This window comes from Rhodococcus sp. BL-253-APC-6A1W (assembly GCF_012843405.1).
Lineage (GTDB): Bacteria > Actinomycetota > Actinomycetes > Mycobacteriales > Mycobacteriaceae > Rhodococcus.
Genome location: NZ_JABAFB010000015.1, coordinates 40,060 through 66,447 on the forward strand (window position 1 = coordinate 40,060; position 26,388 = coordinate 66,447).

The following is a 26,388-nucleotide window of genomic DNA, read 5'->3' on the forward strand; positions in this document are numbered from 1 at the left end:
CATGAGCGAGGTTGATCAGATCGCGCGGTTCCGGCGGGAACACGGCCTCGACGAACTCGTCGACGTGCACACCCACTTCATGCCCACCAGCGTCATGGACAAGGTGTGGGCATATTTCGACTCGGCCGGGCCGTTGGTGGGCCGGCATTGGCCGATTTCGTACCGGACCAGCGAAGAAGAGCGGGTCGAGCGACTGCGGGCGTTCGGGGTGCGGTGCTTCACCTCGATGGTGTACCCGCACAAGCCCGACATGGCGGCGTGGCTCAACTCGTGGGCAGCCGATTTCGCCGCCCGCACTCCCGGCTGCCTCCATACCTCGACCTTCTATCCCGAACCAGAGGCGGGCGCGTATGTCACCTCCGCGCTCGACGCGGGGACGAAGGTGTTCAAGTCGCACCTGCAGGTCGGCGACTACACACCCTTCGATCCGCTGCTGACCGAGGTGTGGGGCCTGCTCGAGGACGCCGAGGTGCCGATCGTGGTGCACTGCGGGTCGGGACCGGCGCCCGGCACCCATACGGGACCGGGGCCGATGGCGGAATTGTTGCGGCGGCACCCGAAACTCACGGTGATCGTGGCGCACATGGGGCTACCCGAATACGTCGACTTCCTCGATCTCGCGGAGAGGTACGAGCGGGTCCACCTGGACACCACGATGGCGTTCACCGACTTCGTCGAGGAGGACACGCCGTTTCCTCGGGAGGCTCTGCCGAGGCTCGACGTCCTGCGGTCGAAAATCCTTCTCGGAAGCGACTTCCCCAATATTCCCTACACGTATCTCCATCAACTGGAGGCACTCGCACGTGTCGCACCGGATTCGGACTGGCTTCGGGCGGTGTGCCACGACAACGCGGCCGCGCTGTTCGGAATCGAACAACGCGGCCGCTCGCCGGGGCAGGGTGACCGTGGCCGGCCGTCCCGTTCCTAGACGGTCACATCGCGTCTCCGGATCTTCCCGGTCGCGTTTCGGGGGAGTGCGTCGCCGGTGATCCGCCAGTGTGCGGGCACCTTGTAGTACGAGAGCCGTTCCGCGCAGAAGTCGCGCAGGTCCTGTTCACTGACGTCGGAGCCCGGACGGAGCACGACCACTGCCGCCACCTCCTGCCCCAGATCCTCGTGATCGACGCCGACCACCGCGCATTCCTGGACTGCGGGATGCTCGTCGAGCACCTGCTCGATCTCGGTGGGGTACACGTTCTCCCCGCCGCGAAGGATCAGATCCGAGCGTCGGCCGGTCAGCCTCAGTCGTCCCTGCTCGAGTACACCGAAGTCTCCGGTGCGCAACCAGCCGCCCTGCGTGATCGCCGCGGCGGTCGCCGCCTCGTCCTCCCAGTACCCCAGCATCACGAACGGGCTGCGAACGCAGACTTCGCCTTCGACGCCCTCGGGCACCACATCACCGAGAGGATCGCGGATTTCCATCGCGACGGTGAGGATCGGTCGTCCGAGGGTCCCGGGGAACGCCTCGAGCTCACCCGCGGTGGCTACGGCGACCGCGGTGCTGCACTCGGTGAGGCCGTAGCTGTCCACCAGAGCCTGGTCCGCAAACGGGAACTTCTCGCGCAGCCGCTTCTTGAACGCCGGCGACGAGGGCGCGGAGGCCAGTGCGAACGCAGACAGCGACGACAGGTCGTAACGGTCGGTGTCCTTGTGCTCGAGCATGCGTGCGGCCATGGTCGGCACCGCACCCCAGTTGGTGACCTTCTCGCGCTCGATCAACCCGAAGACCTGATCGACGTCGAAGCGGCCCTCGGTCATCACGACGGCACTGCCCGTGGCCAGCCTGGGCACCGCGAGGTTGTGGAGGCTCGCGATGTGGAACAACGGCGAGGTCAGGAGATACCGGTTGTCGCTGGGCACGGAGTCGTCGTAGGTCCGGCCGTACATGTGCGCGACCATCGCGTCCGAGTAGCGGTGGTAGTCCACCACGGCCAGCAGGTTGCGCTGAGAATGCAGAGCTCCCTTGGGGCGTCCGCTCGTCCCGCTCGTGAACAGGATGACGGCGGGGTCGTCCTCGTCGACGTCGGACGTGGGAAGTTCTGCTCCGGTCCGCTCGGCGACCAGCCGTGGCAGGTCGTCTTCCACGGTGAGGACCGTGAACCCCGACAGGCCCGTCTGGGCGAGCACGTCGGCACGCTTGGCGTCCGTCACGACGACCTTCGGCCGCACGAGGTCGACACCGTAGGCGAGTTCGGACGCCGTCCACCAGGAGTTGAGGCCGACGGCGACGGCACCCAGGCATTGCGACGCCCAGAAGGCGACGATCCACTCGGGGGAGTTGGCGCCGAGGAGCGCGACCCGGTCGCCTTTGCCGACGCCGTACTCGTCGCGCATCGCGGTGGCCACCGCCGCCACAGCGTCGGCGTGCTCGGCGAACGACATCCGTCGATCGAGCGTGATCAGGTAGTCCCGGTCACCCCACGCCCTCGACGCGGCGACGAGATCGCCGACCTTCCGGTCCCGATTCCGGATCACCGGCATCCGGTTTCCGCGCACGTTCTCTTCGACGACCTCGAATCGTCCACCGGGCCCGGTGAGTTTCGAAGTGACTTGAATCAGCATCTGTTGGAGATCTGCGGGTGCTGTCATGGACGAGCCTTTCCGGTTGCCGACGACTACTCGTGTCACGTGACGCACAAGATGCCACGCCGCCCACCTTCCCGGAAGTGAGCCGTACCACTGAGTGGATGGACCTGTGGTGACGGTCACTATCAGGTCTCACTCACCGGGAGTGCCCGAGGTCGGGCACGATGCGCTGGCTACCTTCGCGTCACCCGACACGCCGATGTGATGCTTCGGCCCTCGCCGTCCACTGTATTCGAGCGGGGCTCGGTCGAGACCAAGGAGACCTCGCAGTGAAACGCAGTTCTACTACGAAACTGGTGGCGGCCTTGGCGGCCGCGATGGTGGTGACGTCCGCCTGTGCCTCCGACCGGGAAGGCGAGGCAGTCGTGTCCGCCGGATCGCCTACTGTCGCCGGCCAGTCGGCCGCGGCATCGGAGGCGACCTTCGGAACTCTCGAATCGCCCTGTGGTGCAGGTGATGCCGGCGGGTCCACCGACCAGGGTGTGAGCGATACCGAAATCCGTATCGGTTACGGAGACGACCGTGGGTTCGCGAAGAGCCCCGGCCTGAACAAGGAGATGGGCGACGCCGTCGCCGCCATGATCGACTGGTGCAACGAGCAGGGCGGCATCAACGGCCGCCGGATCGTGGGCACCCATTTCGATGCCGCGATGACGCAGGCCAACGCTGTCATGCAGAACGCATGCGCCTCCGAGTTCATGCTGGTGGGCCACGGGTTCGCGATGGATCAGACCTCGGAACAGACCCGGGTCGCCTGCAACCTCGCGGCCGTCCCGGCATTCACCGTCTCGCCCGACGCGGCGAACGGACCGATGACCTATCAGGGTGTTCCGTTCCCCGTCGACTACGCGAACGGGTCGCAGTGGTTCCAGATCGCGGAGATGTACCCCGAACTCGTCGGTGAATTCGATGTCATCGACAGCACGATGCCCACGATCATCACCGCGAACACCAAGGCTCGCTCGATCGCCGCAGCGGCCGGATTCACGCTGAAGAACTGCGGTGTCACCCTCAACTACGACGGCGAATCGAGCTACGTCCCGTTCGCCGAGAAGATCAAGCAGTGCGGTGCCAAGGGCTTGTGGACCTCACGTTCGCCGGTGCCCGCCGAGTTCAACTTCGTCAAGGCGCTCGACCAGGTCGGCATCGATCCGATCCTCCTCGGCGAGGCCACCTGGTACGCCAATGCCGTTCCCACCTGGAACGGTGAGACCGGACTGCTCGACAACATGCATGCCGGCATGACGTTCCAGATGCTCGAGAACACGGACGCCGTCCCGGCGGTGAAGAAGTACACCGAACTCGTCGCCGAAGCCGGCGGCAAGACCGCACTCCTCGGTATGCAGGCCACCTCGTCGTTCCTGCTGTGGGCGACGGCCGCGAAGGAATGCGGATCGGACCTGACCCGCCAGTGCATGGTCGACCAACTCTCGCAGATCCACGAGTGGGACGGCGGCGGGCTGCACGCCGTCACCGATCCGGGCAACAACATGCCCGCCACGTGCGGTCTCGTCGTGTCCCTGAAGGGCGCTGAGTACTCACAGGCGTTCCCCGCGGAAGCCGCCGAATTCAAATGTGACGACCGGTATCTCGTCGCCACCGACGCGAAGACATGGGGCACCGACCTGGGCCCGGACCGCATCTCCACGAAATACCTGAACCCGAACGTCATCAGGCCGACCGCCTGATCCGTTCGACCGGTGCCGGCGGCGTGATTCGCGACCGCCGGTACCCTCGAGCAGAGGTACTTGCATGGATACCTTCCTGACCTTCACGATCGTGGGGTTGGTGCTCGGATCGGTGTACGCCATCGCCGCGTCGGGCCTCGTTCTCACCTACAACACGTCGGGCATCTTCAACTTCGCACACGGTGCGCAGGCCATGCTCGGGGCGTTCGCATACTGGCAATTCCGCTACGGCTGGGGACTGCCCACCCCGGTGGCGCTGCTTCTCGTGCTCGGAGTCCTCGGACCATTGATGGGGCTGGCGCTCTACGTCCTCATCATGCGCGGCATGCGCAACACGGCAGAGGTCACCAAGATCGTCGTCACGGTCTCGATTCTGCTCGGCATGCTGTCGGTGTCACATTGGTTCTGGCATCCCGAGCAAGCCCGGACGATGACGATGTTCTTCGGCGACCAAGCCAAGATCGACATCTTCGGGGTGGGAATCCGATACCACGAACTGATCTGCATCGCGGTCGCTGTCCTCATCGCGATCGGGTTGCGGGTCATGTTCACCCGCACCCGCTCCGGTGTGGCCATGCGCGGCGTGGTCGACGATCCGGATCTGTTGCGGCTCAACGGACACGACCCGGACCGGCTCGCCGCACTGTCGTGGATGCTGGGCTCGACGCTCGCCGTGCTCGCCGGCATCCTGGTGACCCCGATCAACGGCGGCACCCTCGAGGCGAACATGCTGACGCTGCTGGTGATCGATGCGTTCGCCGCCGCGATGTTCGGCCGGTTGCGGAGTATTCCGCGGACCTTCGCCGGTGCTCTGTTCCTCGGCCTGGCCGCGACCTACGTGCTCGCGTACTTCCCGACGGCGTGGACGTGGACGTCGAACCTGCGGGTGTCCCTGCCCATGATCGCGCTGTTCGTCGTGCTCATCGTGCTGCCGCAGGACCGTCTGCGCGGAGCGGTCACCCGAACCAGGGAGCGCTACCACGTGCCGTCGGTCCGCAAGGCTGTCGCGTGGGCGGTGGCTCTGGTGGTGATCGTCTACGCGATCCGGCTTCTGATGGTCACGTCGGCGATCACCACGCTCACGATCGGCATGACCTTCGCGATCATCGCGCTGTCGCTGACCCTGCTGACGGGCTACGCAGGCGAGATGAACCTGGCACCGGTGTCCTTCGGCGCGATCGCCACCATCGTCGCCTTCCACTTCGGGATTTCCGGCAGCGGGCTCGCCGCCCATCTGAACCTGTGGGGCATCGCCCTCGGTGTCGCGGCGACGGCGGTGGTCGGCGGCCTCATCGCCCTGCCGGCCCTGCGGCTCCGGGGACTCTATCTGGCATTGGCCACCATGGCGTTCGGGGTGTTCCTTTCCAACATGGTGCTGCGCGACACCACCGTGCACGAGCTGTTCGGTATCAAGTTCTCCATCTTCACGGACGGGAACATCGCTATTCCGCCGCTGAAGGTGGGGCCGCTCGACCTGCGCGACGACACCACCTTCCTGATGACGGTCACGGTGATCTTCGCGGTGCTCGGCGTCGGCGTCATCGCTCTGCGCAACAGCGGTTACGGTCGTCGGCTCGCCGCGATGAAGGACAGTCCCGCCGCGTCGGCGATGCTCGGCCAGAGCCTCGTCCGGCTCAAGCTCGGTGTGTTCACGCTCTCGGCCGGTATCGCCGGCCTTGGTGGCCTGTTCATGGCGAGCGCGATGGGATCGGTGTCCAACGAGAGCTTCTCGATCATGGTCAGCCTGTCGTTGCTGATGCTCACCGTGGTGGCCGGTATCGGCTACGTATCGGGGGCCCTCTTCGGCGGCCTGATGTCGGGGGTCGGATTCGCGGTCATCATGACCTCGTTCGCGAATCTCGCGGCAGACCAACCGGAACTCGCGGGAATGTGGACGTTCCTCGGCCACGTCGCGGCGGTGAGCCCGGCGCTGATCGGCATCGGTGTCGCGGCCAATCCCAGCGGCAGTGTCCACCAGGTCGTCGAGGGCTACCGCCATCTCGCCAATGCGAAACCCGTCCTGGTGGGCGGCGCCGCGGTGGTCCTGGTGTCGTACCTGCTCGCCCTTGTGGGAGTGCTCGACAACTGGTGGTTCGCGTCGATCACGATCGTGACGGTGTTCATGCTCCCGGTGATGGGGCAGTGGTTGATGCCCGAAGCGGTGCTCGGTGAAGAAGAAGCCGCGCGACGCCGCCCGCTGATCCCGGAACGGGTGGGTGTCGACGAGCCGTACAGCGCCGAGGCACGTGACGAGATCGATCGTGAACTCGGGATCTCGGATTACCTGTCGACCCCGCCTGTCCGGGCGGACAAGGAGCTGGTCACCAATGGCTGACACGCCGATCCTCGAAACACGCGGTATCACCGTCCGATTCGGTGGCCACGTCGCCGTGAAGGACGTGAGTATCGAAATCGGGCGCGGCACCGTGACCGGATTGATCGGACCGAACGGCGCCGGCAAGACCACGCTGTTCAACACCGTCACCGGCCTGCAGAAGCCGACCGCGGGCCGAGTGTTCGTCGACGGTCGCGATGTGACCACCCTGCCGCCGTACAAGCGGGCACGAATGGGGCTCGCGCGCACCTTCCAGCGTCTCGAACTGTTCGTGTCGCTGTCGGTGCGGGACAACCTGCGGGTGGCCGGCGACATCCACAATGCGAACTCGCGCGGGCGGATCGACGTAGAAGCGGAAGCCGGTCGGCTGCTTCGACTTACGGGTCTGAGCGACATCGCGGATCAGGATGTGTCCGACATCCCCACCGGGCGGGCTCGTGTCGTCGAGGTGGCGCGGGCACTGATGACCGATCCGCAGATCCTGTTGCTCGACGAACCGGCATCCGGTCAGACGGAGCAGGAAACCGAGGAGTTCGCCGCGTTGCTCACCGGTCTGGCCGACGACGGGCTCGCGATCTGCTTGGTAGAACACGACATTCCGCTGGTGATGAAGATCTGCTCCACGATCCATGTGCTCGATTACGGCGCAGTGCTGGCAAGTGGGGTTCCCGACGAGATCAAGAACGATCCCGCGGTGATCAACGCCTACATCGGAACCGAGAAGGAGGCGGTATGAGTCCCGAACCCTTGCTCGAACTGATCGGTGTACGTGCGGGATACGGTTCCATCGAGGTCCTGCACGGTGTGGACCTCGCCCTCGCACCGGGAGCGGTCGTCGCGCTGCTCGGACCCAACGGTGGCGGCAAGACGACGACGCTGAAGGTGTGCTCCGGCATCCACCCGGTGTCGTCCGGTGAGTTCCGGCTCGGCGGACATGTCGTGAACGGGGCATCGGCAGCCGAGTTGGCCCGCCTGGGGGTCTGCTCGATTCCGGAGGGGCGAGGGGTCTTCCCCAACCTGACGGTGCGAGAGAACCTGTGGATCGCCACCGGCACGGGTGTCACGCTCGCCGAACTCGAGGACGTGGCCTACGCACGGTTCCCCATTCTCGGTGAACGCCGGACTCAGCTGGCGGGATCGATGTCGGGCGGAGAACAGCAGATGCTTGCGTTGTCGCGGGCGCTCGGGACGAATCCCACGGTGTTGCTGCTCGACGAACTGTCCATGGGCCTAGCACCCCGGATCGTCTCGCAGATCTACGACATCGTGGGGGAGCTTGCGGCGGAAGGGGTCTCGATTCTCGTTGCGGAACAGTTCGCTCGGGCCGTCCTGCCCATCGCCACCAGCGCCGCGCTGATGCTGCAGGGACGCGTGGTGCGCGCGGGCGATCCGGCGGAGATCGAAGAAGAACTGTCTACCAGCTACCTAGGAGGATGACGATGACCACTGCGGTCGACGAACGACGTGAGCAATTCAAGCAGGATGTGGCTGCCCTGGGGCTGGGCACCACGAGCAACGGATCCGGCGGGAAGGGCCGGATTGCCGGCATGGTGCTGATGATCATCGGGGTGGCAGCCGCATTCGTCGTCTACATCGCGTCGCTGACGCTGTCGGACCTGCGAGACATCGCCTCGTATCAGCTGCTGAGCATGGGATTCATCGCGCTCACGCTGGTCGGCGCGGCTGTCTACGTGGCGTCGGTGGTTGCAAAGGTTCTGAGGTTGTGGCTCGTGCGTCAGCTCCTGGAGGGCAACGCGCAGACCGAGCGAATCGTCGAGGCCATGTCGCGCGACAAGATCTGACGCGGTGAGCCGGGCACACCCGGCGCCCGAAACGGCAGGCCCGGCCTCGGTTCGTCGAGGCCGGGCCTGCCGTGGGTTCGAGCGGAGGGTGTCAGGAACCCGCTGCCTCGAGGCCGGTGGTGATGTCGGCGAGGATGTCGTCGATGTTCTCGATGCCGACGGCCAGGCGGACCAGGCCGGGGGTGACGCCCGCTGCCAGCTGCTCTTCAGCGGTGAGCTGCGAGTGGGTGGTGGATGCCGGATGGATCACCAGCGAACGGACGTCGCCGATGTTGGCGACGTGGCTGTGCAAGGTCAGCGCGTTGACGAACTTCTTACCGGCGTCGATACCGCCCGCGAGTTCGAACACCACGATGGCGCCGGGCCCCTTCGGCGTGAGCTGCTCGGCCCGATCGTGCCAGGGCGAGGACTCCAGGCCCGCATATGCCACCGAGGTGACCTCGGGCCGGGCTTCGAGGAACTCGGCGACCTTCTGCGCGTTGGCGACGTGGCGTTCCATCCGCAGGCTCAGGGTTTCGATGCCCTGCGAGATGAGGAACGCGTTGAAGGGCGAGACCGCCGAGCCGAGGTCGCGCAGCAACTGCACGCGTGCCTTGAGGGCGTACGCGGGAGCGCCGAGATCGGCGAAGACCACACCGTGGTAGCTGGGGTCGGGCGTGGTGAAACCGGGGTGCCGGCCCTGCGTCCAGTCGAAGGTGCCGCCGTCGACGATGACGCCGGCGATTGCCGTGCCGTGACCGCCGAGGTACTTGGTCGCCGAGTGCACGACGATGTCGGCGCCGTGCTCGAGGGGACGCAGCAGGTACGGGGTCGCGACCGTGTTGTCCACGATCAGAGGCAGGCCGTTGTCGTGGGCGACGCCCGAGATGCCGGAGATATCGAGGATGTGGTTCTTCGGGTTGGCGATGGTTTCGCCGTAGAACGCCCGCGTGGTGGGACGCACGGCGTCGCGCCACTGGTCGAGATCGTCAGGATCCTCGACGAACGAGACCTCGATCCCGAGCTTGGGCAACGTGTAGTGGAAGAGGTTGTAGGTGCCGCCGTACAGGTACGGGCTCGAGACGATGTGGTCACCGGAGCCGGCGAGGTTGAGAATCGCGAACGTCTCGGCAGCCTGCCCGGAGGACAGGAGCAGCGCGGCGACGCCACCTTCCAGCGAGGCGATGCGCTGCTCGACCGCGTCCTGGGTCGGGTTCATGATGCGCGTGTAGATGTTGCCCGGCTCGGCGAGACCGAAGAGCGCTGCCGCGTGATCGGTGTTGTCGAAGGTGTAGCTGGTGGTCTGGTAGATCGGCAGCGCGCGGGCCTTGGTGTCGCCCCCGGCAGGCTGACCGACGTGGATCTGTTTGGTCTCGAAGCTCCACGACGCGCTGGGATCGACTGCTTCGGGGGTGTTGTCACTCATGGGTCTACTGCTCCGGATTCGGTGAGGTGAACGGGTCGTCGTGACGCTGACCTTGCGGCTCCGCGCGCGACGCCGTCGAATGCGGTCCGCGGGGGCCGGGGTGGGTGCGGGCGGTCAGCCGGCCGGGCACCCGCACATACACAGGCGACAGGCATGACGGTGCGGTCGCTGTGCCGACCGCTCGTACGTCTTGCTCACGGCTTCGACAATAACGGCTGGCGACGATTCCGACCAGGCCCATAGGAAACCGGGGGCAGGTCAGGGGGTGTGGCCGGTGAACGCTACCTACAGCCTGTGTGTTGCCCTTTCGGAGCCGTGTGTGATCCTGCTAACGTGCTGGAACAGATTCTAGTTTCGTGGGGCGCGCAGGGTCGTGGCCAGTGCTTTTGGAGGTAAATTTGACCGCCGTCGACTTCTCGCTCGGGCATGCACCCACTCCCGCGAAGCGCGAACTACCACCTTCGATGATCGATCGGATGACGCTCATCCTCGAGAGTTTCGACAGCAGGGGAGCGCTCACGCTCGAAGAGGTCACCTGCCGTTCGGGGCTTCCCCGCTCGACGGTGCACCGCATCCTCGACCAGCTGGTCGGGCGCGGGTGGATCGACCACGCGTCGTTCGGATACTGCCTGGGAGCACGCGCGCTCGGACTCGGCGGTAGCGACACAGGGCATCGGCGTATCCGAGAGGCGGCAGCGCCGCATCTCCATGAACTCGCGCTGCAGACGGGCGCGGTCGTGCATCTGACCGTCCTCGACGGCAACGAGGTCCTCTACCTCGACAAGGTCGGGGGGCAATTCGCGTCGAGTGTCCCGTCGCGTGTCGGCGGACGTTTTCCCGCATATGCCACCGCATCCGGCAAAGCGATCCTCGCCTGGCTCGAGCCCGAGCGCGTCGACGCTCTCTACGGCAAGCGTCTGCCGCCGTGCACCGATCGCACCATCGGCGACAACGCGACGCTCCACCAGGAACTGAACCGCATCCGCAAGCGCCGGGGTGTCGCTTTCGAACGCGAGGAAGCCGCGTCCGGCATCGGATGTGTGGGCGTAGCGCTGCGCGGCGTCGACGGCCCTGTCGCGGCGCTGTCCCTGGCCGCAGACGCACGTTCGACCCGCCTCGAATGGGTGGCGCCGATCGTCGCCGACGCGGCCCGCAAGATCACCCGCACCCTCTTTCCGGATCACGACCGGGAAGAGACGCCCGGCACGGCACTGCCGGCGTCAGGCTCGCTCGACCGGGTCGTCGCCAAAGCTGCCGGAAGCCGGTAGGGCAGAGAACTCCGGGCGGAAGGGCGACTTCGCCGCGGAAGGCGGGCGGGCGACGTCAGCGTTCCGGGTGCAGCGCCATGTACCGCGCGGGCAGTTCTCCGCCGCCGTGCACGGCGAGGTCCGCTCCGTTCACGTACGACGCCAGCGGGCCGGCGAGAAACAGGCATGCACCCGCGATGTCGGAGGGCACGGCCATGCGCTGCATCGGCAGTGTCTTCGTCACGGCGGCACCGCCGTCTGCCCCGTACACCTCCGCTGCGGCTTCGGTCCGGATCAGGCCGGTGGTGATGTGGTTGACCCGCACTGCCGGAGCCCACTCGAGGGCGAGCGCCTTCGTCAGCGCGAGCAGTCCTGCCTTCGCGGCCGTGTACGCGGCGGTACCGGGCTGCGGGTCGTGTGCCGACACGCTCCCGATGTTGATGATCGACCCGCCGTCGTCCTGCCGGCACATGACGGCATTCGCCGCCTGGGCGACGTAGAACGGGGCGAGCAGGTTGAGTGCGACGATCTTGTCGAAGAAGCGTGTCGAGACGGTCGCGGCGTCAGAATCGGGCGACCCACCGGCGTTGTTCACGAGAACGTCGAGACGGCCGAATTTTTCGACGGCCGTCTCGACGAGAGACTTCGCCTGCCCGGCATCGCGGATGTCGGCAGCGGTGAACGCGGCGGAACGGGAATCCACTGTGGGCAGCGTGTCGGGCGCGGTGCGACCGCATACGAGTACGTCCGCGCCGGCGGCCAGGAAGGTCTCGGCGATGACGTACCCGATGCCCTTGGTGCCGCCGGTGACGAGGACCGCGCGACCGGTGAAATCGGCAGGATTGTCGAAGAACATGCCGCGGAGACTATGACGAAATGTGCGCCGGTGCCCCGACGTTCCCGCTCAGCAGGTGCCTACAGCAGGTGCACCTTCTTGTAGAGGATCTTCGACGGTCCGCCGATCAGGCCCACGTTGTCGAGGAAGGTCATGAGCTTGGCGCCGGACTTGCGCACCCGGTCGTGGTGGTGCGTGTTGTTCCGGGCTTCTTCGAGGGCGCGCTCGGTGTCGAGGCCCGCGTTGGCGTAGACGTCCGGGTGGATCATGCTCTTGACGACGAAAAACACGACGACCGCGGTGTTGATCCGTTCGATTGCGAGCCGCAGGCGGCTCGCACCGTTCAGTCGGCGTCCCACTTCTTCACGGGCGAACCGGATGTGGCGCGCCTCCTCGAGGACGTGGATCTTCGAGACCGCACGTGTGACGGGCTGGACGCGTTCGTCGCGCATGAAGTCGCGTTGCATCATGTCGAGGATTTCTTCTGCGGCCATGACCGCGGCGTACGCGTTGGCGCCCTTGAAGAAGTGGCCCCACAGGCGGCCGAGGTGGTGGATGTAGCGGGGCGGCCCGTAGCTGGGCATGTTCAGCCGTTCGCCGGCCCGGGCGAACATCACGGAGTGGCGGCACTCGTCGGCGATCTCGGTGAGCGCGAACTGGACGTGCCGGCTGTGCTTGTCGCGATCGTAGACGTCGCGCAGAAGCATCTGCATGAGCAGGATTTCGAACCACAGGCCGGTGCTGGACACACTCGCGGCTTCGTTCTTGGTGAGTTCGATGCGCTGTTCGTCGGTGAGTTCGTCCCACAGGGCGGTGCCGTAGAGCGTGCTCCACTCGGGGGTCATGCCGAACTTGTCGTCGGGGACGGGGGCCACCCAGTCCACTTCGACGACGGGGTCGTACGACTTGCGGGCGGACGAAGCGAGCAGGCGACCGGCAGTTTCCTCACGATCGGAAAGCCGGATGCCGGGTACGAAACCCTTGCTGGATTCGCGGGTGAGCGATGCGGTCATGTCTCCACCTTTTAGTGTGACGACGGGTAACTGTTAAGTGAGGTTAGCGTGATCGCGCGCACAGCACAACGTCTGCGTCCGACTCCGTGTCGGACGCAGGGAGGAGTTCCGCGACAGTTACGAGCGCGCGGGTGCCCAGAGTGCCGATGCGATCGCGCCGACCAGCAGAATCGCGGCCATCGCCCACAAGCCCTGCTGCATGCCTGCCAGGAACGCGTCCCGCGCGAACTCCGCGAGCACGTCGCCCTGGGGACCCGCCTGTTCGGCGACCTCGACTGCCGCGGCCAGCGAATCCTGCACTGCGCCTCGTGCCGGTTCGGGAATCGACGGTGCGATCGGATCGATCCGGTGCCCGTACGCGGCCGCGAGCACACTGCCCGCGAGGGCGACGCCGATAGCAGCGCCCACCTCGCGAGTCGCGTCGTTGACGGCCGACGCGACACCCAGTTGGTCCTCCGGCGTGTTGGTGACGATCGCGTGGGTCGCGGGCGCGGTGCAGACACCGATCCCGATACCGGCGATCGACATCGCGATGGCGACGTCGGCGTACGACGAGTCCGCGTCCAGCAGACTCATGACGATCATCGACACCCCGATCAGGGCGAGCCCGACGCTCATGAGGACACGGAGTCCGAACCACCGCAACAACATCGGCACCCCGACCGAGAGCACCATCACCACCAGGAAGATCGGGGTGAGGGCCACGGCCGACATCAGCGGCGAATACCCGAGCACGAGTTGCAGGTATTGCACGATGAGATAGAAGACGCCGAATCCGGCGAGATACTGCAGTGTGAGGCCGCCTGCTCCGACCGCGAAGGCGCGCTGGGAGAACAGCCGTACGTCGAGCAGGGGTGCTGGTGAGCGCCGCTCGACGAGCACGAACGCCACTCCTGCGGCCACTCCCGTGACCAGCGCGCCGACGGTGAGTGCGTCGATCCATCCGCGCTGCGGGCCCTCCATCACGCCGAGGACGAACAGCCCGACCGCCGCCACGACGAGCACGGCTCCGACGATGTCGAACCGCGCCGGTTCCGCCGCGCGGGAGGACATGATCGTGGCGCCCGCGACGACGAGCACGGCCGAGATCACGGCGAACGCGGCGAAGATGAGCTTCCACGACCCGTATTCGAGAATGACGCCCGACCCGAGCATGCCGATGACCGCGCCGGATCCGGCGACCCCCGCCCAGATCCCGATGCCCCGGGAACGATGCTCCTCGGTGAACGCCGCGGTGATGAGGGACAGCGTCGCAGGCATGACGAGCGCCGCACCGACCCCGGCCACGGCGCGCGCCGCGATCACCCAGTTCGGATCGGACAGGAACAGGGGAAGCGCCGACCCGATCCCGAAGACGACCAGGCCCGCCAGCATGACTCCGCGCCGGCCGAACCTGTCTCCGAGCGCGCCCGCCGGGAGCAGCAGTGCCGCAAGGGCGAGCGTGTATCCGTCGACGATCCACGTGAGCTGGGCCTGGGTCGCGCCGGTCTCGACCGCGATATCCGGTAGTGCCGTGTTGAGCGACGCCATTGCCGCGATGACGGCGGCGACCGCTGCGCACGCGACGGTGAGCAGCCATAACTGAGACCCGGTCATGCGGGTCTTCTGCGCGGCGAGCGAAGCTGATTCGGACACGGGCGCCTTCCGGACGAACGTGGTGCCGGAGTAGGAAAAAGACTGTCGGCATCGTAGCCGAACCGGCGGTGCGGGACCGGTCACCGCGACCCCGGCCGCGTCAGGCCGCGGGGTCGGGTGGGGCCGTGGGGGTCTCCGTGCGCGCCTCCGTGTCCCGCCCTCGGCGCAGCACGTACGCGCGCGAGTGACGGAAGTCCTTGACCCGCAGGTTCCGCACGACATGAAGCCGGAATTCGGGGTGGTCCTCGAGTTCCGCGGCGAGCTGCTGGTCGATCAGGATCGAACCGGGGCGAGCGGCACCGGTCAACCGTGCGGCGATGTTGACCACCGATCCGAACAGGTCGCCGAAACGGGCCAGTGCCGGGCCCGAGGCCAGACCGATCCGCAGGGCGGGTGTGTCTTCGAACGCGGCGAACGCTTGCTGCAGTTCGAGCGCGATCCGCGCGGCGTCGACCGCATCCTCGGCGGCGAACATCACCTCGTCGCCGACGGTCTTGATCACCCAGCCGGCGTGGCGGGTGATCACGCCGGATACCGCGGCCTCGAAGTGATCGAGCAACACGTTGAGTTCGTCGGCGTCGATACGCCGGGTCAACTGGGTGTAACCCACCATGTCGGCGAATCCGACGACGAGCGGACGGGTCTGTGCGTCCCCTTGGACGCGGACGGCGGTGCGGTTGGTCGTGGCGACCAGGTGCCGACGCCACATGTAACCCTGGAGGCTCTCGGCACGGTTCGCCACGCGGCGGAGGATGTCGTCGACGAACTCGCGGATCTCCTCTTCTTCCGGGGGTGCCGATGCCGTGCCGTACGCGGTGGAGAGCTGGGAGACGACGTGGCTGCTCAAGAGGGCGAACTGCCATTCGCTCAGCCGCGACATCGACTGTCCCAGCGAACGCGCCGCGGATATCTCGGCGGAGGGGTCGATGGCGCCGCTGCCGAGGATCGCCGCGAGATTGCGCAGGGCGCCGAGATCCCCGTCGGTGAACATGACCGCGCCCGGGTCGGGGTCGACCGTGAATCCCAGGGCCTGCCACAACTGGCGGACACGGGTCGGCTCCAGCCCGGCGAGGTCCGCGACCTCGCGCAAGGTGTAGCGGCGAACGCCGAGCAGGGTGCGTTCGAGCTCGGCGCGGATCGTCGCAAGCACCTCGGGGGTGGCCTGCGACCGTTCATCGGGCGGGGTCACGAGACCATCCTTACCTGTACTTCGGTTGGCGAGGCTGTAGATTCCGCCACCGGCGCTCGGTGTCGTGTCGTACACATGTGCGACAGTGGGCGTCGAAAAAGCGCCGGACAATCCAGCGAGCCGAGAAAGGACATGGCATGCCGCCCCGCACACGCGCGGACCATCTGACGGAGGAGCAACTCGGCGAGCTGAGTAATGCACTCGCGGAGGGTCGTCGCGCGACTGTATATCTCATCGACGGCATTCCGAGCCTCGGCATCGAACCCGGCGCGTCGGCGCGGGTGGTGTCCGTTTCCGGCACCACCGTCATGGTGCGGCCGAAAGGGGTCGACGACGAGTTGCCCTTCGAGTCCGACGAACTGCGCCTGACGCGGCAACCCGCCGGGGCGCCTGCGAAGAAGACGGCGGCCACGAAGTCCGCTCCCGCGAAGGCGGCAGCGTCGACGTCCCCGGCTGTGACCCCTTCTGCCGGGAGGCCTGCTGCCACCAAGCCTGCTGCACCCCAGCCTGGCGCCGCCGGTCCCGCTGCCGCCAAGCCCGCGTCGAGGCCTGCTCCTCCGGTGCGTGGTGCCCAGACCAAGAGCGTCGAGGAGACGAAATCCGTGAACGACACGACCCCCGGTTCCGCTGCACCCGCGTCGCCTGCCAAGCCGAAAGCCCCGGCGCGCAAGGGTAAGAAGGCGCCCACGATCAGCATCACCATCACCATCGACCCCGAGAGCGAATGGACCGTCGGAATCGCGCACGGCACACGGAAGGTCGGCAAGCCGGCAGCCGTGGCGCCCGACGCCGTCGAACGGGCCGTCAAAGAACTCGGTGATCCCGGTGCCGTCGAGGCGGTCCAGTCCGTGATCGACGCGGCCCGCAGCGCAGCCGAGGAACGTGTTGCGCAGCTCAGCCGCGAACTCGAGGAAGCCCGAAAAGCTCTCGAAAGTCTCGGCGCAACCCCGAAAACAGGCATCGACCTCTAGTACCCTCACGACGAAGGTCGCCCGCCGCGCGAGAGGGACACGATGTTCAAAAGGTTCGCTCTACTGGCCGCCGCAGTGATGGCGTTGGCGGGCGGTGGGATGGGGATAGCCACCGCAGCACCTCCTGTCACCCTCGGCGGTGGTTCGGGGATCACTCTCGGTGATGGTGGCCAGGACATGTACGACTGCACCCTCACCACCATCGGAAACGACGCCTCGGGTCGTCTCGTCGGCCTGACCGCGGCGCATTGCGGTCTCCCCGGCATGACCGTGAAGGCCGAGTACGACACCGCGGCCGGTCCCGTCGGGCGGGTCGTCTCCGCGAACACCGTGCTCGACTACGCGGTCATCGAGTTCGATCGCGGCAAGGTCGTGCCCGTCAACCGGGTGGGAAACACGTCCATCACCGGAGTAGGGGCTCCCGCCGGTTTCCCCGATATCGCGTGCAAAGAAGGCCGTACGACGGGCAACACGTGCGGTGTCGTGTGGGGCGACGTCTTCGGTTCGCAGGAAACCTGGACCCAGGTGTGCGTGATCGAGGGCGACTCGGGTGCGCCACTGGTCGTCGGCACGACGCTCGTCACTATGGTCAACGCCTACCTGTTCGCGCCGTGTGCTGGCCCGCAGGTCGGAACGAACATCGACGTGATCTTCGGCGACATCGACGCCCGCGGCGGCGCGGGAGCAGGGTTCCGGCCGATCTAGCCGGAACGCCCACTCCCGCAAGACCGGCCGGTGGTCACCCGCACACCGCGCCGTGCGACGCCGAGCCGACGAGCTTGGTGTATTTGGCGAGCACACCACGGGTGTACCGCGGCGGCAACGGTTCCCACCCTTGCTGCCGCGCCGCCATCTCCTCGTCGCTCACCAGCACGTCGAGAACGCCGTTGGCCACGTCGAGCCGGATCCGGTCGCCGTCACGGACGAAGGCGATGGGTCCGCCGTCGACTGCTTCGGGTGCGACATGCCCGACGCACAGGCCGGTCGTGCCACCGGAGAAGCGCCCATCGGTGAGCAACAGGACATCCTTTCCGAGACCCGCCCCCTTGATGGCGCCGGTGATCGCGAGCATCTCCCGCATCCCGGGCCCACCCTTCGGCCCTTCGTACCGGATCACGACGACGTCTCCCGCCGTGATGGTGCCGTCCTCGAGCGCGTCCATCGCCGAGCGTTCCCGCTCGAAGACTCGCGCGGTGCCCTCGAACACCGACTCGTCGAATCCCGCCGACTTCACGACCGCGCCGCCGGGAGCGAGGGTGCCGCGCAGGATGGTGATCCCACCGGTGGGATGAATCGGGTTGCTCAGAGCGCGCAGCACCTTGCCGTCGGGATCGGGCGGGGCGATGCCGGCGAGATTCTCCGACAGCGTGCGGCCGGTGACGGTGAGACAGTCGCCGTGGAGCAGTCCGGCGTCGAGCAACGCCTTCATGATCACCGGTACGCCGCCGATGTGGTCGACATCTTTCATGACGTGGGTGCCGAACGGTTTGACGTCGGCGAGGTGCGGCACCCGAGCGCCGACGCGCACGAAGTCGTCGAGGGTGAGTTCCACCTGCGCCTCGTGTGCGATGGCAAGCAGATGCAGGACCGCGTTGGTGGATCCACCGAACGCCATGACCACGGCAATCGCGTTCTCGAACGCTTCCTTCGTCAGGATGTCGGACGCGGTGATCCCGCGGCGCAGCATCTCCACGACCGCTTGGCCGCTGCGCCGCGCGAACCCGTCGCGCCTGCGGTCGGTGGCGGGTGGTGACGCGCTGCCGGGCAGCGACATGCCGAGGGCTTCGGCGGCACTGGCCATCGTGTTCGCGGTGTACATGCCTCCGCATGCGCCTTCTCCCGGGCAGATGGCCCGCTCGATGGCACCGAGGTCGGCTTCCGACATCAGGCCCCGCGCGCATGCGCCGACGGCTTCGAACGCATCGATGATCGTGACGTCGCGTTCGGTGCCGTCGGACAGTTTTGCGACACCCGGCAGGATCGATCCGGCATACAGGAACACCGACGCGAGGTCGAGGCGGGCGGCGGCCATGAGCATGCCCGGCAGCGACTTGTCACACCCTGCGAGCAGTACCGATCCGTCGAGGCGCTCGGCCTGCATCACCGTCTCCACGCTGTCGGCGATCACTTCCCGCGACACGAGCGAGAAGTGCATCCCCTCGTGCCCCATCGAGATGCCGTCGGACACGGAGATGGTGCCGAACTCGAGCGGGTAGCCCCCGGCCGCGTGCACACCCTCCTTGACGGCCTGCGCCAACCGATCGAGCGACAGATTGCACGGGGTGATCTCGTTCCACGACGACGCGACGCCGATCTGGGGTTTTTCCCAGTCGTCGTCGCCCATGCCCACCGCGCGGAGCATGCCGCGGGAGGCGGTCTTCTCGATTCCGTCGGTGACGTCGCGGCTTCGGGGTTTGAGGTCGGGCAGATGCTGCTCGGGCCGATCGGTCATGAGGCTCCGTGCCGGCGGGGGTCGCGCCCGGTGAGGGCGAGCAGGCGGTCCTGCACAGACGCATCGTCGCCGACGGGAACGGGATCGGCGAAGAGCCCGCTGCCCGCAAGCATGTCGCTCTGCGGCTCGAGGTCCTTCCAGACGGCGTCCACGAGAGCCGGATCGAGTTGCTCGTCCGATCCGGTGGCACGGGCGAGGTCCCACGCGTGCACGGTGATGTCGCCGACCTGTTGCCGCAGATAGTCGATGCACGGCACGGCGCCGTAGGACAGTTGGACTTCCTGGTCGGCCGGCGTCGCGGCCCACGCCTCGGTCGCCTGCTCGGAGAATGTGGACCAGTCGGCGGCAAGGTCGTCGCCGAGGGGTTCGAGAGCGGACTCGGCCTCTTCGAGTGTGCGTCCCGACAGCAACGGCGCCACCCAGCGTTGTTCGTCGACGACGTGCCGGACCAGAGTTGTGATGTCCCATTCGGTGTCGGGGGTGGGGGCGTGCCAGTCGGTGATCTGCGCGACGCGGCTGTCGAACTCGCGCCGAGCGGTGCGTTGTAGTGAAACCCAGTCGTTCGCCATGGTTCCCACCCTAGACACGGGCGGGCTGTGATCACGGCGATTTCAATCCGTGCGTCCGCGCTCGGCGTGCGTCAGGATCGACCGGGAGTCCGCCGTCCGCGGTGCTCGTCGCCGATCCGAGGAGAAATGCATGTCCGTCCCCATCGTCGAGCTCGCCCCCGGGCTGAACGTCAGTGCTCAGGGCTACGGCGCGATGTCGGTTTCCCCCGCATACGGACCGATCGATCCCGACGAGGCCCTCGCCACGCTGCACCATGCGGTGGACCTGGGAGTGACCTTCGTCGACACGGCGAACGTGTACGGCAACGGCACCAGTGAAACCGTGGTCGGGAAGCTGCTTCAATCTCGCCGCGACGAGGTGCAGATCGCGACGAAGTTCGGTCTGGTCGGTGCCATCGGTTCTGCCGGGACCGGCAACCGCCGCATCGACGGCCGTCCCGAATACGCGAAGCAGGCGATCGACGAATCACTCGCTCGGCTCGGGGTGGACAGCGTGGATCTGTATTACCTGCACCGTGTCGATCCGGAGGTGCCCATCGAGGAGACCGTCGGTGCGCTCGCCGAACTCGTGCTGGCCGGCAAGGTCCGCCACATCGGATTGTCCGAGGCAACCGGCGACGAGATCCGTCGCGCACACGCCGTCCACCCGATCGCAGCGGTGCAGTCCGAATGGAGCCTCGTGTCGCGAGATGTCGAACGACATGTGGTGCCGACGGCCGCCGAACTGGGCATCGGGTTCGTGCCGTACTCACCCGTGAGCAGGGGCCTGCTCACCGATTCGTTCGACCCGGAGCAGCTCGGGGAGGGAGATCTGCGGCGCAGATTCCCGCGATTCGCGTCCGGTGCCCTCCCAGGCAACCTCACTGTGCGAGACGAGGTCCGGGCGGTCGCCGACGAAGCCGGAGTGACGGTCGCGCAGGTCGCGCTGGCGTGGCTGGACGCGAAAGACCGCGAGTTCGGTCTCCCGTCGGTGTCGATTCCCGGCACCCGGTACGCCGCGCGGGTCGCCGAGAACGTGGGCGCGCTCGACGTGACGCTGACACCGGACCAGATCGCGCGACTCGATCTGCTCGCCGACAAGGTCGCCGGACCGCGGTCCGCAGACCCACAGTGGGTGTCGCTCGGTCGCGAGTAGTCGGCGTCGCTCTCGAGCGTGGGAGTAACGTTCGTCCATCATGAGGGCGTGGCTGGTCTGGAGTGTCGGTGTTTTCGCCTACATCGTGGCGGTTCTGCACCGGACGGCGTTCGGCGTTTCCGGGCTCGCCGCGACCGAGCGTTTCGAGATCTCCCCGGCGGTGCTCTCGGGGTTCGTCGTCCTTCAGCTCGTCGTGTACGCGGGCATGCAGATCCCGGCCGGGGTGCTCCTCGACCGATTCGGTTCGCGCTGGGTCATCGCGATCGGTGCGGCGGTCATGGCGGTGGCTCAGTTGGTGCTCGCCACCACGGAGTCGTTGCCGATCGCCTATCTCGCCCGGGTGTTCGTCGGCGCGGGTGATGCGCTGACGTTCATCTCGGTTCTCCGGCTGGTGCCGGTATGGTTCGCGCCGCGACGGGTGCCCCTCGTCTCGCAGCTCACCGGGATTCTCGGCCAGATCGGCCAGGTGCTGTCCGCGGTTCCGTTCGTGCTGGTGCTGACCGGTGTGGGATGGACCGCGGCGTACGGCAGCGCGGCGTCGATCGGTGTGTTCGCCTGCATCCTCGTCATCGCGACGGTGCGTGATGCGCCGTACGGGGACGCGCCGGCGTCACAGCCGATGGGACTTCGCGAGTTGGTCGCACAGATCGGTGTGGTGTGGCGCCGTCCGGGTACCAAGCTGGGTTTCTTCACCCACATGGGCACCCAGTTCTCGGTGACGACCTTCGCGTTGATGTGGGGTGTTCCTTATCTGGTCTCCGCGCAGGGACTGTCGGCAGCCACCGCCGGCACGATGCTGACTGTCTCGGTGGTCACCGCGATCGCGGCGGGACCCGTCCTCGGCATCTTGTCCGGCCGCTTTCCTCTCCGGCGTTCCTGGATGGTGCTTGCCATCATGCTGGCGAACGCGACGATCTGGACGGTGGTGCTGGCGCTGCCCGGTCCGGCGCCGATCGCGTTGCTCGTGCTGCTGATCGTCGTCATCTCCGTGGGTGGCCCCGGTTCGATGATCGGGTTCGACTACGCCCGCACGTTCAACCCCGGCTCCGCACTGGGGACCGCGAACGGCATCGTCAACATCGGAGGGTTCCTCGCGACCCTGCTCGTCGTGCAGACGATGGGACTCGTCCTCGAACGGCTCGGCGGGTACACCTTCGACGCGTTCCGTGTCGCGTGGCTCGCGCAGTATCCCGTCTGGGTGATCGCGATCATCGGTGTTCTTGTGACGCGCGGCCGTGCGCGCCGCGAGGCGGGTGTGCATCCGCGCAGCTCATGGCAGGTTCTACGGCAGCGGACCGCGCCGCGTCGCGGGGAACTGGCAGACTCGGAGGAGAACATCCAGAGGAGGACGAGCAGTGACACCGACGGTGGGCGACCCTGATCCGGGCGCCCCGATTCCGGAACCTCCTACGGACGGACAGAGCGCGACGTCGCTCTCACCGCGCGAACTCGCCAGGTTCTTGATGGTGTACAAGTTCGGCATCGACGAGATGATGACCAAGATCAACATCTTGCGGGACGAATTCACCTACGCCCACGACTACAACCCGATCGAGCACGTCAAGTCGCGACTCAAGACCCCCGAGTCGATTCTCGCGAAGGCCGCCCGCAAGGGCGTCGAACCCTCGCTGGACGGCATCCGAGCCAACGTCCGCGACATCGCGGGTATCCGCATCTCGTGCAGTTTCACGTCCGACGTGTACCGGATCTCGGACATGATCACCCGGCAGCGCGACGTACGGGTCGTCGACGTGGTGGACTACATCGCGCACCCGAAGCCGAACGGGTACAGCAGCCTGCACGTGATCGTCGAGGTCCCGGTGTTCATGTCGGACCGGGTGGAATCCGTTTACGTGGAACTCCAGATCCGCACGGTCGCGATGGACTTCTGGGCCAGCCTCGAGCACAAGATCTATTACAAACACGATCGTGCCGTGCCGAGCGATCTGCGCGAAGAACTACGGCTCGCCGCCGAAACGGCCCGTGCACTCGATGTACGGATGGAAGCGCTGCACGAGCGGGTACACGGCCGGTTCGACGACTGACGCTATCGGGTTCGTCCTCGAACGGCTCGGCGGGTGCGCCTTCGTGTCTTGTCAAGTAGGAGCACGTAATTCGCGGGGTCGCGGTGAGGCTTGTGGCTCAGGCACATGGGGGTTGCACACGTACCCGTCCACCCGGGGTCCGCTGATCGATCAGGAATCGAGAAGCCACCGCCTACGACGAGGACCTAATCTCGGAAACGCCGCATGTGACCGACACCGGGAGGGACACCATGACCACGAAATCGACTGCGGACGAGAGCTTCTCTGCGCAAGAGCGTGCTGCCATGAAGGAACGTGCAGCAGAAATCAAGGCCGAGAACAAGCGCGCCAAGAGCGCCGAGAAGGCTGCTGCGGAGGAGGCGGATGTCCTGGAGAAGATCGCCCGGATGCCGGACGGCGACCGCGAGATGGCGGAACGCGTGCACGCGATCGTCACAACCGTCGCTCCGGAGCTGGCCCCGAGGCTCTACTACGGACAGCCCGGGTACGCCCGCGGCAGCAAAGTGCTCTGCTTCTTCCGTAGCGGACAGATGGACAAAGAGCGCTACTCGACGTTCGGTTTCAGCGTTCAGGCCGAACTGGACTCCGACGACGGATTCTGGCCCACCGCGTACGCGCTACAAGAGCCGTCCGAGGACGCATGGGAACGCCTCGGCGAACTCGTCCGCCGGTCCGTCGGCGCATCCGGCAGCGACTGACTCTCGGGCGACCGGGCGCGGTTCAGCCCTTCTCGGACTCGTCGGACGCAGCGTCCTTTCCGTCGCCGCCCGCGGTCACGGTGCCTTCCTCCGTCACCTCACCGTTTCCGCCGACCGTCTCGATGACGAGGGCATCGTCTCCCGCGTCGACGCGTACTGTGTCTCCGCTGGACAGCGTGCCCGCAAGCAGCAGATTCGAGAGTTTGTTGTCGAGTTCCTTCTGAATCGTGCGACGCAACGGACGCGCTCCGAACTCCGGCGCGAACCCCGTGTCGACCAGCCAGTCCACCGCGCTGTCGGTGATCTCGAACTCGACGTTCTGTGCCCGCAGCAACCGTTTGGTTCCGCCGAGCATCAATCCGACGATCTGGTGCAGTTGTTCCTTCGCGAGTCGATGGAACACCACGGTCTCGTCGATCCGGTTGAGGAACTCCGGCCGGAAATGCGCGTGCAGGCGTTCCATCAACCGCGGTGTGAGGGACTCGATGTCGTCACCGGAGTGGGCCAGGATCATGTCCGACCCGATATTGCTCGTGAGGATGACGATCGTGTTCTTGAAATCCACCGTGCGGCCCTGGGCATCGGTGACGCGCCCGTCGTCGAGCAGTTGCAGCAGCACGTTGAACACGTCCGGGTGCGCCTTTTCGATCTCGTCGAACAGGATCACCGAATACGGCTGACGACGAACCTTGTCGGTCAACTGCCCGGCCTCTTCGTACCCGACGTAACCGGGAGGAGCACCCACCAGTCGCGACACCGTGTGCTTCTCCTGGAACTCGCTCATGTCGAATCGGATCATCCGGTCTTCGTCACCGAACACCGCTTCTGCCAGTGCTTTTGCCAGTTCTGTCTTGCCGACACCGGTGGGCCCGAGGAACAGGAACGACCCGATCGGCCGATTCGGGTCGGCGAGTCCGGCACGTGCCCGGCGAACACCTTCGGCAACTGCGGTGACCGCTTGCTCCTGGCCGATCACCCGCGCGTGGAGCACGTCCTCGAGGTCCAGGAGCCGCTGTCGTTCCTCCGCCGTCAACTCGGACACGGGAATACCGGTCTGCCGGGAGATCACCTCGGCGATGTCGAGCACTTCGACCTGCGGGGTGGACTCGGTTTCTCCCACTCCGGTGCGCTCCTCCAGCGCGGTGATCGCCTTCTTCAGTTCCCCCGCCTTCGCATAGTCTTCGGCGGCGACGGCGGAGTCCTTCTCGCGTTCGAGGCGTGCCAGTTCCTCCTCGTGGGAACGGGTGTCCGCGTCGGGAGTCTTCGTACGCAAGCGGACTCGCGCGCCGGCCTGGTCGATCAGGTCGATGGCCTTGTCCGGCATGAACCGGTCGGTGATGTACCGGTCGGACAGTTCGGCCGCGGCGATCAGCGCCTCATCGGTGTAGTGGACCTGGTGGTGCTCCTCGTAGACGTCGGCGAGTCCGCGCAGGATTTCGATGGTGTCGTCGACCGACGGTTCGACCACCATGACCGGCTGGAACCTGCGTTCGAGCGCAGCATCCTTCTCGATGTACCGGCGGTACTCGTCGATCGTGGTCGCGCCCACCGCGTGCAGTTCCCCGCGCGCGAGGGCGGGCTTGAGCAGGTTCCCGGCGTCCATCGATCCCTCACCGCCGCTGCCTGCGCCGACGATGGTGTGCAACTCGTCGATGAACAGCACCAATTCGTCGGAGTGGTCGCGCACCTCGTCGAGAATCTTCGTCAGTCGTTCCTCGAATTCGCCGCGGTATTTACTGCCCGCGACCAGCGACCCCACGTCGAGCGCGACGACTCGCCGGTCGGCGAGTGTGGAGGGCACATCTCCGTTGACGATGCGCTGGGCCAGGCCCTCGACGATCGCGGTTTTACCCACGCCGGGATCCCCGATGAGCACGGGATTGTTCTTCCTGCGACGGGAGAGGATCTCCACTGTCTGCGCGATCTCGTCGGCGCGGCCCACCACCGGGTCCACATTTCCGGCGCGCGCTTCCGCGGTGAGGTCCCGCCCGTACTGGTCGAGCGTGGGCGTCGTGCTGGATGAGGCGTCGCGACGGCCACCGGTGTCGAGTTTCGCGCCGGCGAGCGCATGTGCGGCAGCGTTCTCGCTGTTCTCCGCGATCCCGTACAGGATGTGTTCGGGCCCGATGTAGCTTGTGCCCGATTGTCCTGCCTGCTGCTGGGCGACACGGAATACGCGCTTCGCCGCCGGACTCAGCACCGGCGGCTCGCCTTCGCCCTCACTCTCACTCTTGCCCGCGAGCGAACGCATCTGCTCGGCGACGGCGTCGGGATCGAGTCCCAGGCTGCTGATCACGCCGCGGGTCGGGTCGTTGAGGGTGGCGGCATACAGCAGGTGTTCGGGAGTCAGTTCCGAATTACCCCATTCTGATGCGGCATTTCGGGCATCCGCGACAAGTCTCTTGGCGTCGTCGTTGAGCAGTCGGCTCAGATCGACGCGCTGGACCGGTGGTTGGCGCATTCCACCGGGGCCGAAGAATCGGTCGAAGATGTCTTCGAACGGATCACGCGAAATCCAGCTGTCGGTCATAGTCTCCTCCGAGACGGAGAGGATGTAACGCTATCCGGCACTCACCCAAAGCATTTCGTACCAGTCGCCTCCGGCGACGGCCTCGCTCGGTGATTCGGTGTCGGCTGCCGACATTGATCGTATACCGCTCCCGGTGTCCCCCGCGGCGGGTTGTGCGAGTTCCTCCGGAGGGGTAGCAGGCGTTATGTGGTCGTCCGCCCGCGTGCGCTGAACGTCCGGTGCCGACGACGCGGACGCGCTACGGTCCCTCATC

At 66.5% G+C, this 26,388-nt stretch carries 22 protein-coding genes; 13 read left to right on the plus strand and 9 right to left on the minus strand.

All coding sequences use genetic code 11. The annotated features are described in order from the left end of the window. Position 1: 1 nt before the first annotated feature. Positions 2 to 928, plus strand: coding sequence for an amidohydrolase family protein (locus HF877_RS19585; RefSeq protein ID WP_169622870.1), 927 nt, complete (start codon positions 2 to 4; stop codon positions 926 to 928). Here the strand turns inward: HF877_RS19585 and HF877_RS19590 are convergent. After that, positions 925 to 2,589 carry a class I adenylate-forming enzyme family protein gene (locus HF877_RS19590; RefSeq protein ID WP_169622871.1) on the minus strand — a complete coding sequence of 555 codons (1,665 nt, stop codon included), beginning with the start codon at positions 2,587 to 2,589 and terminating at the stop codon, positions 925 to 927. The two genes, HF877_RS19585 and HF877_RS19590, sit on opposite strands and share 4 nt — an antisense overlap. A 266-nt stretch (positions 2,590 to 2,855) precedes the next feature. On the opposite strand from HF877_RS19590, the gene HF877_RS19595 reads away from it, so the two are divergent. The 5 genes from HF877_RS19595 (at position 2,856) to HF877_RS19615 (ending at position 8,411) form a co-directional block, all read left to right on the plus strand. Then, positions 2,856 to 4,274: an ABC transporter substrate-binding protein gene (locus HF877_RS19595; protein ID WP_169622872.1), complete on the plus strand. Its 1,419-nt coding sequence runs from the start codon at positions 2,856 to 2,858 to the stop codon at positions 4,272 to 4,274. Positions 4,275 to 4,338: 64 nt separating this feature from the next. Beyond that, a complete protein-coding gene (locus HF877_RS19600) occupies positions 4,339 to 6,609 on the plus strand; it encodes an ABC transporter permease (protein WP_169622873.1) in 2,271 nt (756 codons plus the stop codon). Further along, entirely contained in the window at positions 6,602 to 7,345 is a 744-nt protein-coding gene (locus HF877_RS19605) for an ABC transporter ATP-binding protein (protein WP_169622874.1), read from the plus strand. Before HF877_RS19600 ends, HF877_RS19605 begins: the two co-directional genes overlap by 8 nt. Continuing rightward, on the plus strand, positions 7,342 to 8,046 hold the full coding sequence (locus tag HF877_RS19610) for an ABC transporter ATP-binding protein (RefSeq protein WP_169622875.1): 705 nt from the start codon (positions 7,342 to 7,344) through the stop codon (positions 8,044 to 8,046). The genes HF877_RS19605 and HF877_RS19610 overlap by 4 nt, the downstream gene beginning before the upstream one ends. Next, complete coding sequence (locus tag HF877_RS19615) at positions 8,043 to 8,411, plus strand: hypothetical protein (RefSeq protein WP_206037392.1); 369 nt, start codon at positions 8,043 to 8,045, stop codon at positions 8,409 to 8,411. Before HF877_RS19610 ends, HF877_RS19615 begins: the two co-directional genes overlap by 4 nt. A 91-nt stretch (positions 8,412 to 8,502) precedes the next feature. On the opposite strand, the gene HF877_RS19620 is transcribed toward HF877_RS19615, so the two are convergent. After that, the gene (locus tag HF877_RS19620; RefSeq protein ID WP_169622877.1) at positions 8,503 to 9,816 is read right to left on the minus strand and encodes a bifunctional o-acetylhomoserine/o-acetylserine sulfhydrylase; all 1,314 of its coding nucleotides are present in this window, start codon (positions 9,814 to 9,816) and stop codon (positions 8,503 to 8,505) included. 398 nt (positions 9,817 to 10,214) lie between these two features. On the opposite strand from HF877_RS19620, the gene HF877_RS19625 reads away from it, so the two are divergent. Next, entirely contained in the window at positions 10,215 to 11,084 is an 870-nt protein-coding gene (locus HF877_RS19625; protein WP_240952787.1) for an IclR family transcriptional regulator, read from the plus strand. Between the two features lie 55 nt (positions 11,085 to 11,139). On the opposite strand, the gene HF877_RS19630 is transcribed toward HF877_RS19625, so the two are convergent. The 4 genes from HF877_RS19630 to HF877_RS19645 form a co-directional block, all read right to left on the minus strand. Beyond that, the gene (locus HF877_RS19630; protein ID WP_169622878.1) at positions 11,140 to 11,919 is read right to left on the minus strand and encodes an SDR family oxidoreductase; all 780 of its coding nucleotides are present in this window, start codon (positions 11,917 to 11,919) and stop codon (positions 11,140 to 11,142) included. A 59-nt stretch (positions 11,920 to 11,978) separates the two neighbouring features. Then, positions 11,979 to 12,911 (minus strand): diiron oxygenase, encoded by a 933-nt coding sequence (locus HF877_RS19635; protein ID WP_169622879.1) that lies wholly within the window; start codon positions 12,909 to 12,911, stop codon positions 11,979 to 11,981. Between the two features lie 117 nt (positions 12,912 to 13,028). Continuing rightward, entirely contained in the window at positions 13,029 to 14,546 is a 1,518-nt protein-coding gene (locus HF877_RS19640) for an MFS transporter (protein WP_346765247.1), read from the minus strand. Positions 14,547 to 14,646: 100 nt separating this feature from the next. Further along, on the minus strand, positions 14,647 to 15,735 hold the full coding sequence (locus HF877_RS19645) for an adenylate/guanylate cyclase domain-containing protein (RefSeq protein ID WP_346765248.1): 1,089 nt from the start codon (positions 15,733 to 15,735) through the stop codon (positions 14,647 to 14,649). Between the two features lie 137 nt (positions 15,736 to 15,872). Between HF877_RS19645 and HF877_RS19650 the strand changes: the two genes are divergently transcribed. Both HF877_RS19650 and HF877_RS19655 read left to right on the plus strand, forming a co-directional pair. Continuing rightward, a complete protein-coding gene (locus tag HF877_RS19650) occupies positions 15,873 to 16,706 on the plus strand; it encodes a DUF6319 family protein (protein ID WP_169622880.1) in 834 nt (277 codons plus the stop codon). A 42-nt stretch (positions 16,707 to 16,748) separates the two neighbouring features. Beyond that, positions 16,749 to 17,411, plus strand: a complete 663-nt coding sequence (locus HF877_RS19655) for a serine protease (RefSeq protein ID WP_169622881.1) — start codon at positions 16,749 to 16,751, stop codon at positions 17,409 to 17,411. Between the two features lie 34 nt (positions 17,412 to 17,445). Here HF877_RS19655 and ilvD read toward each other — a convergent pair whose 3' ends face one another. Together ilvD and HF877_RS19665 are read right to left on the minus strand one after the other, a co-directional pair. Continuing rightward, positions 17,446 to 19,158 (minus strand): dihydroxy-acid dehydratase, encoded by a 1,713-nt coding sequence (gene ilvD / locus HF877_RS19660; RefSeq protein ID WP_169622882.1) that lies wholly within the window; start codon positions 19,156 to 19,158, stop codon positions 17,446 to 17,448. Further along, positions 19,155 to 19,727, minus strand: a complete 573-nt coding sequence (locus HF877_RS19665) for a TIGR03086 family metal-binding protein (RefSeq protein ID WP_169622883.1) — start codon at positions 19,725 to 19,727, stop codon at positions 19,155 to 19,157. The genes ilvD and HF877_RS19665 overlap by 4 nt, the downstream gene beginning before the upstream one ends. Positions 19,728 to 19,857: 130 nt before the next feature. On the opposite strand from HF877_RS19665, the gene HF877_RS19670 reads away from it, so the two are divergent. From HF877_RS19670 to HF877_RS19685, 4 genes are all read left to right on the plus strand, one after another. Next, on the plus strand, positions 19,858 to 20,862 hold the full coding sequence (locus tag HF877_RS19670; protein WP_169622884.1) for an aldo/keto reductase: 1,005 nt from the start codon (positions 19,858 to 19,860) through the stop codon (positions 20,860 to 20,862). Between the two features lie 40 nt (positions 20,863 to 20,902). Next, the gene (locus HF877_RS19675) at positions 20,903 to 22,243 is read left to right on the plus strand and encodes an MFS transporter (RefSeq protein ID WP_169622885.1); all 1,341 of its coding nucleotides are present in this window, start codon (positions 20,903 to 20,905) and stop codon (positions 22,241 to 22,243) included. Between the two features lie 13 nt (positions 22,244 to 22,256). Continuing rightward, positions 22,257 to 22,907 carry a GTP pyrophosphokinase family protein gene (locus HF877_RS19680; RefSeq protein ID WP_346765251.1) on the plus strand — a complete coding sequence of 217 codons (651 nt, stop codon included), beginning with the start codon at positions 22,257 to 22,259 and terminating at the stop codon, positions 22,905 to 22,907. A gap of 230 nt (positions 22,908 to 23,137) precedes the next feature. Next, positions 23,138 to 23,605: a DUF1801 domain-containing protein gene (locus HF877_RS19685; protein WP_169622886.1), complete on the plus strand. Its 468-nt coding sequence runs from the start codon at positions 23,138 to 23,140 to the stop codon at positions 23,603 to 23,605. Positions 23,606 to 23,627: 22 nt separating this feature from the next. Here the strand turns inward: HF877_RS19685 and HF877_RS19690 are convergent, their stop codons facing one another. Further along, positions 23,628 to 26,135 carry an ATP-dependent Clp protease ATP-binding subunit gene (locus HF877_RS19690; protein WP_169622887.1) on the minus strand — a complete coding sequence of 836 codons (2,508 nt, stop codon included), beginning with the start codon at positions 26,133 to 26,135 and terminating at the stop codon, positions 23,628 to 23,630. Positions 26,136 to 26,388: the final 253 nt, after the last annotated feature.